This is a genomic window from Ensifer sp. Root954 (genome assembly GCF_001429005.1).
Taxonomy (GTDB): Bacteria; Pseudomonadota; Alphaproteobacteria; order Rhizobiales; family Rhizobiaceae; genus Ensifer; species Ensifer adhaerens.
Map to the genome: position 1 here is coordinate 18,888 of NZ_LMJM01000053.1, position 13,975 is coordinate 32,862.

Sequence of the window (13,975 nt, forward strand, 5' to 3'; positions counted from 1 at the left end):
CTGGATTTCAATGTTGAATGGAAGCCGTCCGAGTGGCCTCGCGGGAGGCCCCGCGAGCAAGGATCAGAGTGACCACTGCCGAAATCACGAGCAGTGCCGCGACGAAGTAGAGACCACCGGCAAAACTCCCTGTCGTGTCCTTGATCCAGCCGATCATCGAGGGGCCGACGAAGCCGCCGAGGTTGCCCAATGAATTGATGGTGGCGATACCAGCGGCTGCGGCCGGGCCTGAGAGGAACATCGTCGGCATGCTCCACAGCGGCGGCTTGGAGGCGCTGATCCCGATGTTCACAAGCGTCAGGGCGATCATCACGGCAAACACAGTCGTCGCACCGGTTGCAAAGACAAGGCCCGCGGCAGCCAGCAGACAGGCACCGACAACGTGCCAAGTGCGTTCGCCGGTCCTGTCGGAATGGCGTGCCCAGACAATCATGCCGATCACAGCAAAGACAGCTGGAATGGAATTGATCAAACCAACGTGGAAAGACGAAAGGCCAAAGCTCTTGATGATCTGTGGTGCCCAGATTCCGAGCGTGTAGAGACCTGCTGACGTGCCAAAGTAGATGAGCGAAAGTGCAAGGACCCTTACATCAGCGAGCCCTGCCCAGATGCCGTGGCTTGCCTTCACCTTGCCGGCCTGTTCCTGCTCCATGGTCTTCACAAGCCAAGCACGCTCGTCGTCGGTAAGCCACTTTGCCTTTTCCGGTCGGTCCGTCAGGAAAAACAATACGACGACACCGAAGATTACCGCCGGAACAGCTTCGATGATGAACATCCACTGCCAGCCGGCCAGGCCCCAGATGCCGTGCATCTCGAGAAGGGCGCCAGAAATCGGCGACCCGATGGCTGTTGCAAGCGGAGCAGCTGCCATAAACATCGCGGTGACAGCCGCTCGGCGACGCGCAGGAAACCAATAGCTCAGATAAAGAATGATGCCTGGGAAGAACCCAGCTTCGGCCACGCCCAGCAAGAAGCGCAGGGTGTAGAAGCTCGTCGTGCCTTGGACCAGCGCCATCGCGCCCGATACCAGGCCCCAAGTAATCATCACCCGGGCAATCCAGATGCGGGCGCCGACTTTGTGGAGAATGAGGTTCGACGGCACCTCGAAAAGAAAGTAGCCGAGAAAAAAGATGCCCGCGCCCACGCCGAAGACGGTCGATGAAAATCCAAGGTCCTGGTTCATCGTCAAAGACGCGAAGCCGATGTTCACGCGATCGATGAACGCGATCAGGTAGAGAACCATGATGAATGGCACGATGCGCCATGTGATTTTGCGCAATACGCGCGTCTCCCGGTCGCTCGTCAAAACAAGCTCCTCCCAATGTTCGAACCCGGCGCGTCCTCTCGCGCTTGTCGAGAAGGTTAGTTTCTCCTTTCCTGCGCATGAAGGTTCATGCAATTATATAATTTATTGATATAATGGAGGGCGTGGGGTTGGAACTCGAACAGCTCAGGTGTTTTGTCGCGGTCGCCGAAGAACTGCACTTTGGAAGAGCTGCCCAGAAGACGGGCATGCTGCCTGCTTCGCTCGGCCGGCACATCCGGTTACTGGAAGAATCATTGCGAACGCAGTTGTTGAGTAGAACAACCCGAAGCGTGAGCCTGACCGATGACGGCGTGTCGCTTTTGCAAGAAGTGCGGCCGCTCCTGGGGCGGCTTGACGAAGTCGCCGAAAAATTTCGTGCAGCCCGACACAGGCCGTCCGCCATACTGCGCATCGGCGCGATCGATAGTGCTGCCGCCGGTCTCTTACCGTTGCTCTTGCAGGATTTTCGGGAGGCGGCGCCTGATGTCATCACCCAGATCATTGAAGACAAGTCTGTCCGGCTTATTCCGAAACTGCTGGCCGGGCGCCTCGACCTTGTTCTGATCCGTCCTCGCGATGGGATCAGCCGCACCCTGAATGTGCAGTTGCTGTTTCATGAAACGGCAGTTGTTGCGGTACCAATGGGGAGTGCTCTTGCTGGACGGTCCGAAATTACCGTCCAGGATCTGGCGGAAGAGCCATTGATCGTGCCAGAACGCCGCTCGCGACCGCACAGTCATGACCTCACAATGGGATTGTTCGCGGACTTTGACATGCGTCCCCGCGTCGCACAAATAGCTGATGAAAAGCAGACGATAATCAATCTGGTTGCCGCCGGAATCGGGTCCGCCATCGTTCCACGCTGGACCTCGAAACTTGCTGTGTCAGGTGTCAGCTACATCCCGCTCGCTCATCCATCGGGATCGCCGATGCATCGACTACCCCTCTCAGCCGCCTGGATGAAAGCGGTGCGAGATCCGTTGCGCGACACGATGCTCGCGTTGTTGCAGCACAATGTCGCGCGATACGCGGAATTTGCGTGAACGCCACGAGCCGTAAAAGGCTGTCACGATCGCGATCCTCGGCCTGACGCTGCGCGGGGGGCCTTAGCCGGTCCACCGCATGGGTAGCTCTCAGCAGCAGTTTGTTCACGACGACGTGCGGCGCGCCCTGAGCTCACACGTTGCGCTCTGAATGCGCAATGAGTGCATCGGTGTTCGCTAAAAGTCGCCTTACGGCGTTACGGGCCGCGTTCGGGCGTTGAAGCCGAATGCTTTTCTCGATGTTCTCATGGAGCCTAAGGGCATGGACGAGGGTGTTGTCGTTCCGGGTTACCAGCAGGAAAAGGTGGTTGAGTGCGGATTCGATCAACGTCCCGAGCGGAATGAGGAGGTCATTTCCGGAAGCGCGCAGGATCGCGAGGTGGAAGCGCGTGTCAGCTTGGGTGCGAGCCTGCAGCGTTGTCGCTTGCCCCATGTCTCTCAGTGCCTCGGTGATTTCGGCCATCTGTTCTTCGCTGCGGCGGATCGCTGCAAGGGCGGTGGCTTCCGGTTCGATGATGTGACGAAATTCCTGTACGGTCTTGAGGAACTGGATCCGATCCGGCGAGTGTGCGTACCAACTCAGGACGTCGCGGTCGAGCAGGTTCCAACGCTCCTTCGGCTCCACCCAACTGCCGATTTTTGGACGCGATGCGAGTAGCCCCTTGGCCATCAATATCTTGATCGCCTCCCTGACAGCGGTTCGGCTTACATTGAAGATTTCCGTCCACTGGGCCTCGTTCGGCAGGATCGTTCCCGGAGGATAGTCGCCACGAACGATCCTGAGCCCGATATCTTCGGCAAGCGACATATGAACGCTCGGCCCTGACATGCGCGGCGCGTCGAGCCGTCGGGTCGCACGCGCCGCCTCCGCGGTACCCGAGCCTGCGGAGAGTTTTTCTGGTCGCTGTTCAGCCATTCATCTTTTCTCGTATCTCGAACCCTCTAGCCACGCATTGCGTCACCTGCCGCCAACATAGGTCCGCCAGCTGTGTTGCGGCTGAAAACCGAGCATCGCGCGCGCCTTCCGGTTCGACAGAAGTGTCTCGTATTCGCCAAGCTGTCCTTTGACCGGTACGCCCCGATAGAACCGGTCGATCAGCTCTTGCGTCGGAAGGTCTGAAGACGTCTCGTCGTTCGCTGCATTGAAGATCTGGAACCCGAGACCATCCGTGTCGATGGCCCTGAGGGTAATCTGGCCGAGGTCCCGCGCGTCGATGTAGCTCCAGGCGATGCGCTTTCGAAATCCAGGATCGGCAAACCAGCCTGGGAAAAGGTGGTATTCGTTGGGCTCGATCACATTTCCAATGCGCAATGCATAGATGTCGGCTCCGCTTCTGAGCGCAAAGGCGCGCGCGGTCCTTTCGTTCACCACCTTGGAGAGCGCGTAGCTGTCCATCGGATCGACGTCATAGTCCTCATCGAGCGGAAAATAGGTCGGGTTTCGTGGCTCATTGGCGAAGACGAGACCGTAGGTCGTTTCGCTGGATGCGATGACGATCTTGCGGATGCCAAGTTTCGTCGCGGCCTCAATGACATTGTAGGTGCCCATCACATTGATGCGAAAGAGTTCATTGTCAGGCGCGATCAGGATGCGCGGGATCGCCGCGAAATGAACAACGGCATCGATCGGTTGCGGCGCAAGCGACGGGTCGAATTCGTGCAGGCCGGTGTAGCTCGACAGTGCATTGAACACTTGGCCGCTGTCGGCAATGTCGGTGATCAGCGTGCGTACTTTCGGGTTATCGAGGGGCTTCGTGTCGAGGTTGAGCACCTGATGGCCCTGCTCGAGGAGGTATTGCACGACATGGCGGCCAGCCTTGCCGCTACCTCCGGTGAAGATGATCCGCTTGGTCATTGCGCTCTCCGTGCTTTGCAAAATTGGGGAATGGTCTTGTCGATGATAGTTCGCCGAAGGGAACTTCCAAGCGGGGTCGTTGCAAGGAGTCGCGGCCGGCCGTCAAGCGTGCTGACCGCGCTCGCTGCTCATGGGGCGGAGGCGCCGGAGGCCGTCAAAGGGCGCTCCGGCCACCGTTCCTATTTCTGGATGCAGGTATCGGCCGTATCCTTGGTGCATTCATCGAGACCGGTAAATACCGGATCGTCTACCGGCTTGCCGGCGATGAGGTCGAGCATGACCGATGGCGCCTTGTAGCCCATTTCGAAGGGTCGTTGGCCGACAAGTGCGGTCACGAGACCCTCCTTGGCGATCGCCACTTCCTCTCCGATCGTATCGGCCGCGCCGATGACGAATTCATTCTTCGCAATCTTGTCTGCCATCGGCTTGAACAGATCGCGATAGGGTTGCGGCGCACCGAACAGTGGCCAACCACCCATGATGCCGAAGGCGTCGAGATCGGGATTGGCCGCAAGAATGTCCGTCATCGCCTGCACGCCTTTGGCGCCGTCGTCATTGGTAAAGACCGGGCAGCCAGCAACCTCGGTCCAGCCACCTTCACCCTTTAGCTCGGCCAGCCCGTCCTTGCCGGTCAGCACGTCACGCATCCCTTGAGCACGGCGCAGGATGTTATCAGCGCCAGGGTTCCCTTCGATCGTGCAGATCTTGCCGCCGTTCGGTTTTGCCTTCTTGATGTAGTCCGCGATCCGCGCGCCCATCGTATAGTTGTCGGTACCAAGATAGGTCTTTCGCAGGCCTGCATCTTCCTTGGCAAGGTCGGCGTCAAGCGTCATGACCGGGACTGTCGGGTTTGCCGACTTCAACGTCTGGGCGATCAGCTTGGCGTTGGAAGGCGAAATGGCGATCGCAGCCGTGCTGGGCTTGCCGAGCATGTCCTGGACGATCTGCGCTTCTCCTGCTTCGTCGGAAGTCGACGCCGGGCCGGTATAGAAGCATTCATATTCCGAGCTTGTGTTTTCCTTGTTCCACTTCTGGCAACCCTGATTGATCGCCTCGAAGAAGGGATTGTCGAGACCCTTGACGACGATGACGAGCTGCTTTTTCGTCTGGGCGCCGGCGGGGCCGGCGGCCAGCGCCAGCGCTGCGACTGCGAGCACCAATGCTTTCCTCATTTTATCCTCCCGTTGAAACAAGCGGACACCCTCTGTCCGCGGCACAAATCAACCCGGATACCAGACGATACGAGGGTCACTTGGTGGACGCTCGTATTGAAAGGCCTGGTCGATAAGCTTTTCGAGATCGTATTCCGGTTGCCAGTCCAGCAGGAATTTTGCCTTGCTGTTGTCCAACCAGTTTGAGTGGAAATGGCTTGGAACATCGACCGACGGCAGGCCGCGCGTGCGTTCGAGATAGCTTGCGACCTCGCCGTAATCGACCGGACGATCCATGGCGATGTTGAAACGTTGACGCTCTGCGTGCGGATTGTCGATCGTGCTGAGGATCGCTGACACAAGGTCGCTGACGTGGACGAAGTTGCGCTTGAGCGGTCTTCCGTCGGCATCGCGCAGTAATGGTACGGTTCCGGCCTTTGCGTGGCGCCTGGCTTCATGGGGCGGAAAATACGTCTTCCAGTCCGGTCCACCGAAAACGTCGTCGCCGAAGGAAAGCGAGTGCCTGAAGTCGTCCTTTTCCATGATCCACGGCGCACGCAGGCAGCAGACGTTCATCCCATATTGGACTGAGTACTGCTCGACCATCACCTCCTCGAGGACTTTGGAGAGCGCGTAGCTGCCGGGATAGGCGCGATGCGGTGTCACCTCGGTTATCGGTCCTTCATGGCGGTAAAAGAAATGGCCGACCGCGGCGTCGCCGCCGATCAGAATGAACTGCCGGGCTGTTGGGCTCATTCTGAACGCTTCGAGCAGCCAAAAGAGACCTTTGACGGTCACATCCATGACGTCGGCGGGCGTTTCCTTGCAGGTCGCCAGATGCACGATATGGGTCGCGCCGGCAATCGCGGCGTCAGCGACCGCGCGATCGGCGATGGAGCCGCGGATAATCTCGAGGCGCTCGCTTGGATTGAGCACGCGGTTGTGGCAGAGCGCGCGAATGCGTGCTTTCGAAAAACGTGGTCGGTCAAGCAGCGTGGATATGAGGTGCTGCCCGACCTTGCCCGTTGCCCCGGTGACAAGGATAAGCATGCTTATCTCCCAGTAGTAGCTAATATATGATTGCGACTTTCGTCAATGTCTAATTGTCATACAAATAAGGTTTATCAGACGAGAGATCATTGACGCGGTTGTGATGATTTGCGTAAATAAGCAATCTCTCACTCAAGGGGCGGGCATATTGTGACGCGCCTTGGTGAAGGCCGCGCGTCTTGGGAGTTTGGAAGGCTGGTCGTGCTGCTAGAACTCAGCAATATTTCCAAGCACTTCGGGGCCATACAGGCCGTCAATGACATTTCGCTGTCGTTAGAGGCGGGCCAGGTTGTCGGATTGATGGGCGACAACGGCGCCGGCAAGTCGACTCTCGTCAAAATGATTGCGGGAAACTTTCGACCGAGCGAAGGCACGATGCGCCTCAATGGCAGCGAAATCGTGCTGCATCGCCCGGTCGAGGCGCGGCACTTCGGAATTGAGATCGTGCACCAGGATCTTGCCCTTTGTGACAATCTCACCGCGGCGGCGAACGTTTTTCTCGGACGCGAACTGAGGCGGGGCATCGGCCCATTGGGCGTGCTCGACTACAAGGCAATGTACCGGAGGGCCGCGGAGATCTTTAAGGAGCTCCGTTCCGAGACCAGAGCACGCGACCTCGTGAAACAGATGTCGGGCGGTCAACGCCAGGCGGTGGCGATTGCGCGTACGATGATTTCGGAGGCGAAAATCGTTCTGATGGACGAGCCGACCGCGGCCATTTCCGTGCGCCAGGTCGCTGAAGTGCTCCATCTCATCCGACAACTGCGCGATCGTGGCATTCTGGTTGTGCTTATCAGCCATCGCATGCCCGACGTATTCGATGTCGCCGATCGCGTCGTTGTCATGCGCCGAGGCCGAAAGGTGGCGGACAAGCCAATCATCGAGACCTCTCCGGAAGAGGTGACAGGCCTTATTACTGGCGCCATTGAGGGTGGATAGAGGAAAACGATCTGGGTCTTTTGCGCCGGAGGAACGCGAGGTTAACATGGCAACGACGCTGCACGAGACGATAGCCCATAGGCAGCGCACGCTCGCAGCAACAGTCCTGGGCAGCCAGACCTTCTGGGTACTGGTCGCCGTCATTCTCGCCTGCATCTTCCTGTCATTCGCCACCGACAGTTTCGCAACGGCAAAGAACCTCTACAACATCACCCGCAACGTCACTTTCATCGCAATCATCGCGCTCGGGATGACGCTTGTCATCATCACCGGTGGGATTGATTTATCGGTAGGGTCGGTGCTCTGCCTGTGCAGTATGGTACTTGCAGTCACGATGCATGCGGGATACGGCATAGGGACGGGCATTGCCGTCTCGGTCGCCACGGCATTAGTGATCGGCGCGTTCAATGGCATCTTGATTGCCTATCTCGGCTTTCCGCCCTTTGTCGTAACGCTCGGCATGCTCTCGGTTGCCCGGAGCCTGGCCATGGTCGCGTCCAACAATACTGTCGTCTTCGAATTTGGCCCCGATCATGCCAAGCTGCTGGCGCTGGGCGGTGGGGCGGTCTTCGGTATCGCCAATCCAGTGATCTACATGATCGTGCTGGCGCTCCTGACCGGCTTCGTGCTGCGGTGGACGCGGATCGGCCGCTACATTTACGCCATTGGTGGCAACGAAAAGGCGGCCGTTGCCACGGGCCTTCCCGTACGACCCATCAAGGTCTGCGTCTATATGATCTCGGCGCTGTCGGCTGGCATCGCCGGCATCATTCAGACCGGCTGGCTGGGTGCTGTGACGACCAATATTGGAGCGGGCATGGAGTTGCAGGTCATCGCTGCGGCAGTGATTGGGGGCGCTAATCTCGCTGGCGGCGCAGGTACTGCCTTCGGCGCACTTGTCGGTGCGGCACTCATCGAGGTGATCCGCAATAGCCTCGGACTTCTCGGCATCAATGCGTTCTGGCAGGGGACATTCATCGGCGGCGCGATAATCCTTGCAGTCCTTTTCGATCGCATCCGCAATTTCCGCCAAAGCGAGTAGCGCACACGCCCTGCAGCACGCGATTTTCTCACGCGTCGCGCACGCCAGTGCGCGCGGTAGTGCGAGTTTGTGTTCTATTCCCGGTGGAGAACGCGTTCATCACCCGCCTACCATTCTTCGAAGGCCGCTTGCGGTCGTGAAGGCTGCTCGGACCTATGCGTCTCACTGGAGAGGAGAGGCATGACGGATCCAGCATGCTGTGGCTCGGGGTGCTCGCTACCCATAGGCATACGAGCCAGCGCCTATGGCCATCAGGGCCAGGAGACGGGGATACTTATGACCGAGGGCAAAGAGGTCGAGATTTGGTCGAGGGCAAGCTCGACGGTGTTGCACTTGGTGAGGCAATTTACGGCCAAACCCGCAGCGCCACACTAGCCATTCGGCAGTTCTTTGAGCATTGTCAGTCGGTTTCCAGGCAACAGAGCGATGATTTTGTCCTGTTCAAGAGCGTAGAGCACCTCCAGGATTTCATCCTGCGAGAATCCTGCCGAGGTCAAAGGATCGCCGACTTCAAACACGTTGATGGACATGTCCGGCATAGCCTTCAATGCGCGTAGGCGCTCGATCAATGCGATTTCGGTTTCCGTGAATCTGCTCATACCAACTACATAACGCTCTTCGGGCAGAATTGTCTCATGGCCATTGCACGTCTGCCGTCATCGCTATGACCATGGTCCGCGGATCGAGCTGTTCCAGCGGATCGAGCTCTTCCAGTTGCACGACCTGCGCACGGCCTGGCGGCGGCCCTCGGCTACGCGGTGTTGTCACGAAGCGTTGACGGCGTTGTGAAAAAGCCCCACCTTCGCCGGAGCGATGATGGGGCTCCTACCTTGATCCGGAGGGATCCGAGATCATCAGCAAAGCAAAAACACGAATGTACGGAAAAGGTTCCCGCTTGCTGGGCCGCCTTGGCCGGTTCCGAGAGGGGAAGGCATCGAGGCTTGCCGCCTTTGTGGGCGGTTCGCATTTGATCCGACGTATTCGTCATTTTTCGCAGAGCCTTCGCTCCCCGAAATAGGGTTGGTAGCTGCAGTCCGATGGCCGGAAGGAGCGATAGCTGCGAGAGCAAGCGGTGATGTTGCAGCTCTGAGGCGGAGCGCTGTCGTCAACCAGAACGCCCGCTGCGGGGGTCGCCAACGCTTCCCGCATGAAATCCCGCCAAATCTGCGCTGGCATATCCCCGCCCGTTACGCCTTTCATCGGCGTGTCATCGTCGTTGCCGACCCAGACCCCTGCGACAAGTGGCTCGGTGAACCCGACAAACCAAGCGTCACGATTGTTCTGGCTGGTGCCGGTCTTGCCAGCAGCAAACGCGCCGGGGTCGGCTGCGCGCCCGGTACCGCGTTCCACGACAAGCTGTAGAAGGGAAAGGAGATCGCGCCGATACGGGGCCAGATCCACGCTTGGCGTATCTTTTGCCCCGACTCGAAAAGCCGTTGCTTGGTTCGAAGCCTGAAATTCGATAATTCCCCTGGGTTCAACGGGGGCCTTGCCGAATTGCACGGACGCATAGGCACTTGTCAGGTCAAGCAAGCTGACCTCGGACGTGCCTAACGCCAGCGAAGGCGTATCGACAAGTGGCGCGTCGATCCCGAGTTCACGCGCGGCACTGATCACCTTGTCAAGGCCGACATGTTGGGCGAGCGCCACTGTTGGCGCGTTGAGAGACCGGGCGAAGGCCTCAGCGATCGTGACCCAGCCGCGATAGCGGCCGCCGGAATTCTCTGGTGACCAGCCGTTGATTTCGATCGGTGCGTCCAGTACCCGGTCGGATAAGGAAAGTCCGGCCTTCAGAGCGGCATAGTAAACGAACAACTTGAAGGTGGAGCCCGGCTGCCGTTTTGCCGTGACGGCACGGTTGAACTGGCTCTCTTTGTAATCGCGGCCGCCGACCATGGCCACAACCGCTCCATCCGGGGTCATTGCCACCAATGCGGCCTGAGATGCACCAACAGTTCTTCCCTCAGTATCCAAGGCCCTCTTGATGACCCTTTCGGCAATCCCCTGAAGCCGGGGAACAAGCGTCGTTCGAACTGTGGTCGAGCCCGGCGAAGTCCCGGCGATTTCGCTCGCCTGCGGTGAGACCCAGTCCGCAAACCAACTGCCGGATCGGGGCGTTGGCGTTGTCGGGTGGAGGGTAGCAAAGCTCGCCTTGATCTGCGCAGCCTTTGACGCGTCAACCTTGCCGTTCGCAACCATCGCGTCGAGGACGACCGATGTGCGCTTTCGGGAACCTTCAAGATTGTCGATCGGGTTCCATAGGCTAGGAGCCCGCAACAATCCCGCCAGAAGCGCCGATTCCGAAAGGTTTAGCGCTCCGATATCCTTGTTGAAATAAATGCGTGCGGCGGCCGGCATGCCCGTTGCGCCAGCGCCAAGATAGGCGCTGTTGAGGTAACGCGTCAGGATTTCCTGCTTTCCGAGTTTCCACTCCAGCCACAGGGCAATCACGAACTCCTGTATCTTTCGTTTTACCGTACGATCGCTGTCGAGATACTGCAACTTGATGAGCTGCTGGGTGATGGTGCTACCACCCTCCACAACCGACCCTGCCTTGAGGTTTCGAAGAAGCGCTCGTCCGATGCCTCTGATATCGATGCCGAAGTGGTCCATGAACCGCCGGTCTTCAACAGACAGTACCGCATCGATCAGTTGTGGCGTGAATTGGTCGAACTGTGCGTAAGGTCCTTGATAAGGTCCTTGTCTGACCAGCGGCTGACCGTCCGCGGTTTCCAACACCACGATAGGCTTTAGTGTACCGTCCCGGATCTCGGCCCAAGGGACATCTTTTAGCGCCCACACCAAGCCCGTTACACCAACCAGAATACAGAAAACGGCGGTCAGCCGCACCGCCGATTTCCACCTGGCTTTCCTTTGCAAGACAGGCTGGCTAGACCGGCGAAGCGCTCGTCCTGCCTTTTTGGGAGCGTTCGCAAGTGCCCCGCCGAGATTTTTCAGCAGAAATGAAAGAGTTTGCTTATCCGTAGCCTGGACCTTGGTCTTTACGGACGAAGCAGCCGCCCGGGCCTTGACCTTGACCGCTGTTGAGATAGCCCGCAAATCGTAGTGAAGCGCACGAAGCAGAGCGTGCGCTGCCTGTCGGGTCTGCTCAAACGGCAGAGGCAGATGTTCGCTCGTTCCAGCTCGTATCAACGGGTCAGCGTCTGCGCTGTGATCCGCCTCTTTTGTTCCCGCGGGGGCTCTCTGGGCGAGCATTTCCGCCTTTTGATGGTCGCCCGACCCAGTGCCACTTCGTGTAGAGACGTGAGGATTGCGGGGCATTTTTTAAGACGCTCAAACCCTTAATGACTTAGAGCACTGTGGCGGGTTCTCAACGTACGGCAAAGACGCTGGTTCCAGCCAAAGGAAATACGCCGCCATCATCAGTGCGCGCGTCACGACAGGTGGGACCTAAAAATCCCAACCGTGGCGGGCGCGAGCTTAGGTCTTGAGACTGCCTTTACCAGCCCGCGAACTGCGAAACAACTGTATCCGGAACGTCGGAGACTTCGGCGAAAGCTCGATCCAGAACGTTTAATGCCTGATCGATGTCGGTGTCCGGGACGGTCAGCGGCGGAGTCATCTCCAGAACATTTGCGTTCATCCCGACACAGTAGACGACGAGGCCGAGTTCATAGGCCCGATAGATAAGTTTTGCTGCTTCCGCTCGCGCTGGAGCCCGTGCCTGCCGATCGAGAACGAGGTCGACGCCGCAGGCAAGACCTCGACCGCGGATATCGCCGATCAGTTGATATCGTTCGGCAAGCCTTGCCAGGCCGTCGCGCAGCAGTTTGCCTTTGCGCTCCGCTTCCTGCGCAAGCTCTTCGCGCTCAATGGTTTCAAGAACGGCGAGGCCGGCGGCAGTAGAGATCGGATTGCCGTGGAGCGTCTGCATGGCAAAGGCGCTGGCACAATCGAGGATGCGTGCCGGGCCGATCGCGGCAGAAAGCGGCAGTCCGCCGCCAAGACCCTTGCCGATGGTCAGGATGTCAGGGACGAAATCCTCATGTTCGAAGCAATGCAGGCGGCCGCTGCGGCCAAGCCCGACCTTCACTTCGTCGCAGACGACGAGCACATTGAATTCCCGGCAGATCGCGGAAAAGGCTTTAAAAAAACCGGTTGGCGGAACGATCAGGCCGCCGTCGGACTGGATCGGCTCGATGAAGGCGACCGCGAAACGCTCCGGCGCCGCCTCAAGTCGCTCCCGTAATTCTGCGAGTATCGCACCACCTGTCGGGTCGTCGTGGTAGGGCCGGTAGGGATCGGGGTACGGTAGCAGGAGCAGTCCGTCTGCCTTGGTCGCGCCTGCCTGGACGCTGTGGCCGGAAAAAGCCATCGAGCCCACGGTACAGCCGTGGTAGGCGCCGACGAAGGCGATGACGCCCGACCGTCCCGTCGCCTTGGTGACAGCGCGGAAGACCGCCTCGTTGGCATCGGATCCGGAATGACCGAACCAGACCTTGTTGTCGCCCGATCCGGGAAAGGCCGTGAGGAGTTTTTCGGCAAGGGCCGCCGCCGGTCCATTGGCGGCAGAAAGAACACTGGCGCCGGCGGGATTTGCCGCAGCACCGGAGATTGCCTCAACCAGCGCCGGGTGGCCATAGCCAAGGCTCGCCGCCCCCCATGCCCCGGAGAGGTCGATCAGTTCGCGGCCGTTTTCCTCCGTCAGCCTCGCGCCGCGGCCACCGGTCACTGCAAGCGGGAAGAAGCGCAGCTTCTGCAGGTTGGCGATTGCCGCTTGGTCTCTCTCGTAGAGTGCGGTCACGGGGCTTCCCCTACGCTAGCTTTAAGACACCGGGTGAGACGCTCGCCCCAGGCAGTGACGCCCGCATCCGTATCGATCAGATCGTGGCGCACCTCGACCAGAACGCCCGGAAGCCCACGCGCGTCGGCATGAACCGGCACGGTGTAATCCTCATCGGGATGGATGTTGTAGGGCTCGTTGTCGCCGATCGTCAGCTGGCTTTCGCTGGCCAGTTCTCGGATCAGCGAACCGGCAAAATCGACGGCGTCGCGATAGAGGATGCCGGCCTGCCAGGGGCGCGGCTTGCCGAAATAGACCGGCGTGAAGCTGTGGATGCCGACGACAAATGGCCGCTTGCCTTCGCCTTCGAGCCGGTCGAGACGGCGGCTGACCGCTTCAGCGAAGGGCGTGAACAGCGTATCGATCCGCTGCTGCCGCTCTTCGTCGCTCAGGTTTCGGTTGGCGGGGATCTCCGTCGTCTCGCTGATCTCGGGGATCATCGAGGGGGCGGGAAGCGGCCGGTTGCAGTCGATCACCAACCTTGAATAGTTGGTGAAGAACAGTGGTGCATCGAGGCTGAGGCTTAGGTGCTGAGCCAGTGCCATGGCGCCGATATCCCAGGCGATGTGGCGCTGGCGCTCGTGCAGCGGAAGCCCCATATCGCCGAGCGCGCGTGGCATCCGGTTGGAAGCGTGCTCGCATAGGAGCAGGATCGGGGAGGCGCCGTCCGGGTTGAAGACCGCATAGGGCGGCAGTTCGTCGATCGAAAGCAGCGGCCCGCTCGGGTCGTGTCGCGCGCCGGGTTCTAGGCTCTTGATGGCCGTTGTCGAGGTCATGGGCTGCCC

Annotated in this window: 12 protein-coding genes; 3 read left to right on the plus strand and 9 right to left on the minus strand. The window is 59.3% G+C overall.

The annotated features are described in order from the left end of the window. Positions 1-7 precede the first annotated feature (7 nt). The gene (locus ASE71_RS33955) at positions 8-1,306 is read right to left on the minus strand and encodes an MFS transporter (RefSeq protein WP_034798689.1); all 1,299 of its coding nucleotides are present in this window, start codon (positions 1,304-1,306) and stop codon (positions 8-10) included. A gap of 128 nt (positions 1,307-1,434) precedes the next feature. Here ASE71_RS33955 and ASE71_RS33960 point away from each other — a divergent pair, with 128 nt between their 5' ends. Further along, positions 1,435-2,349 (plus strand): LysR family transcriptional regulator, encoded by a 915-nt coding sequence (locus ASE71_RS33960; protein ID WP_034798776.1) that lies wholly within the window; start codon positions 1,435-1,437, stop codon positions 2,347-2,349. Between the two features lie 133 nt (positions 2,350-2,482). On the opposite strand, the gene ASE71_RS33965 is transcribed toward ASE71_RS33960, so the two are convergent. The 4 genes from ASE71_RS33965 to ASE71_RS33980 all read right to left on the minus strand — a co-directional run bounded on the left by ASE71_RS33965 (position 2,483) and on the right by ASE71_RS33980 (position 6,405). Beyond that, positions 2,483-3,265, minus strand: coding sequence for a FadR/GntR family transcriptional regulator (locus ASE71_RS33965; RefSeq protein WP_060516760.1), 783 nt, complete (start codon positions 3,263-3,265; stop codon positions 2,483-2,485). 42 nt (positions 3,266-3,307) lie between these two features. Continuing rightward, positions 3,308-4,204, minus strand: a complete 897-nt coding sequence (locus ASE71_RS33970) for an NAD-dependent epimerase/dehydratase family protein (RefSeq protein ID WP_060516759.1) — start codon at positions 4,202-4,204, stop codon at positions 3,308-3,310. Positions 4,205-4,383: 179 nt separating this feature from the next. Then, positions 4,384-5,376, minus strand: coding sequence for a sugar-binding protein (locus tag ASE71_RS33975; protein WP_060516756.1), 993 nt, complete (start codon positions 5,374-5,376; stop codon positions 4,384-4,386). A gap of 48 nt (positions 5,377-5,424) precedes the next feature. Further along, entirely contained in the window at positions 5,425-6,405 is a 981-nt protein-coding gene (locus ASE71_RS33980) for an NAD-dependent epimerase/dehydratase family protein (protein ID WP_060516755.1), read from the minus strand. 150 nt (positions 6,406-6,555) lie between these two features. Between ASE71_RS33980 and ASE71_RS33985 the strand changes: the two genes are divergently transcribed. Next, a complete protein-coding gene (locus ASE71_RS33985) occupies positions 6,556-7,344 on the plus strand; it encodes an ATP-binding cassette domain-containing protein (protein WP_234798880.1) in 789 nt (262 codons plus the stop codon). 46 nt (positions 7,345-7,390) lie between these two features. Continuing rightward, entirely contained in the window at positions 7,391-8,386 is a 996-nt protein-coding gene (locus ASE71_RS33990) for an ABC transporter permease (protein ID WP_060516753.1), read from the plus strand. Positions 8,387-8,757: 371 nt separating this feature from the next. On the opposite strand, the gene ASE71_RS34000 is transcribed toward ASE71_RS33990, so the two are convergent. From ASE71_RS34000 to ASE71_RS34015, 4 genes are all read right to left on the minus strand, one after another. Then, positions 8,758-8,985: a hypothetical protein gene (locus ASE71_RS34000; protein WP_060516749.1), complete on the minus strand. Its 228-nt coding sequence runs from the start codon at positions 8,983-8,985 to the stop codon at positions 8,758-8,760. 385 nt (positions 8,986-9,370) lie between these two features. Continuing rightward, a complete protein-coding gene (locus tag ASE71_RS34005; RefSeq protein ID WP_060516745.1) occupies positions 9,371-11,668 on the minus strand; it encodes a PBP1A family penicillin-binding protein in 2,298 nt (765 codons plus the stop codon). Between the two features lie 178 nt (positions 11,669-11,846). Next, positions 11,847-13,151, minus strand: a complete 1,305-nt coding sequence (locus tag ASE71_RS34010; RefSeq protein WP_060516743.1) for an aspartate aminotransferase family protein — start codon at positions 13,149-13,151, stop codon at positions 11,847-11,849. After that, positions 13,148-13,966 (minus strand): N-formylglutamate amidohydrolase, encoded by an 819-nt coding sequence (locus ASE71_RS34015; RefSeq protein WP_060516741.1) that lies wholly within the window; start codon positions 13,964-13,966, stop codon positions 13,148-13,150. Before ASE71_RS34015 ends, ASE71_RS34010 begins: the two co-directional genes overlap by 4 nt. Between the last annotated feature and the right edge of the window lie 9 nt (positions 13,967-13,975).

Excerpts from the sequence above, each read along its gene's own strand:
- ASE71_RS33965 (WP_060516760.1), bottom strand. The coding sequence starts at position 3,265 with ATGGCTGAACAGCGACCAGAAAAACTCTCCGCAGGCTCGGGTACCGCG.
- ASE71_RS33970 (WP_060516759.1), bottom strand. The coding sequence starts at position 4,204 with ATGACCAAGCGGATCATCTTCACCGGAGGTAGCGGCAAGGCTGGCCGC.
- ASE71_RS33975 (WP_060516756.1), bottom strand. The coding sequence starts at position 5,376 with ATGAGGAAAGCATTGGTGCTCGCAGTCGCAGCGCTGGCGCTGGCCGCC.
- ASE71_RS33980 (WP_060516755.1), bottom strand. The coding sequence starts at position 6,405 with ATGCTTATCCTTGTCACCGGGGCAACGGGCAAGGTCGGGCAGCACCTC.
- ASE71_RS33990 (WP_060516753.1), top strand. The coding sequence starts at position 7,391 with ATGGCAACGACGCTGCACGAGACGATAGCCCATAGGCAGCGCACGCTC.
- ASE71_RS34000 (WP_060516749.1), bottom strand. The coding sequence starts at position 8,985 with ATGAGCAGATTCACGGAAACCGAAATCGCATTGATCGAGCGCCTACGC.
- ASE71_RS34005 (WP_060516745.1), bottom strand. The coding sequence starts at position 11,668 with ATGCCCCGCAATCCTCACGTCTCTACACGAAGTGGCACTGGGTCGGGC.
- ASE71_RS34015 (WP_060516741.1), bottom strand. The coding sequence starts at position 13,966 with ATGACCTCGACAACGGCCATCAAGAGCCTAGAACCCGGCGCGCGACAC.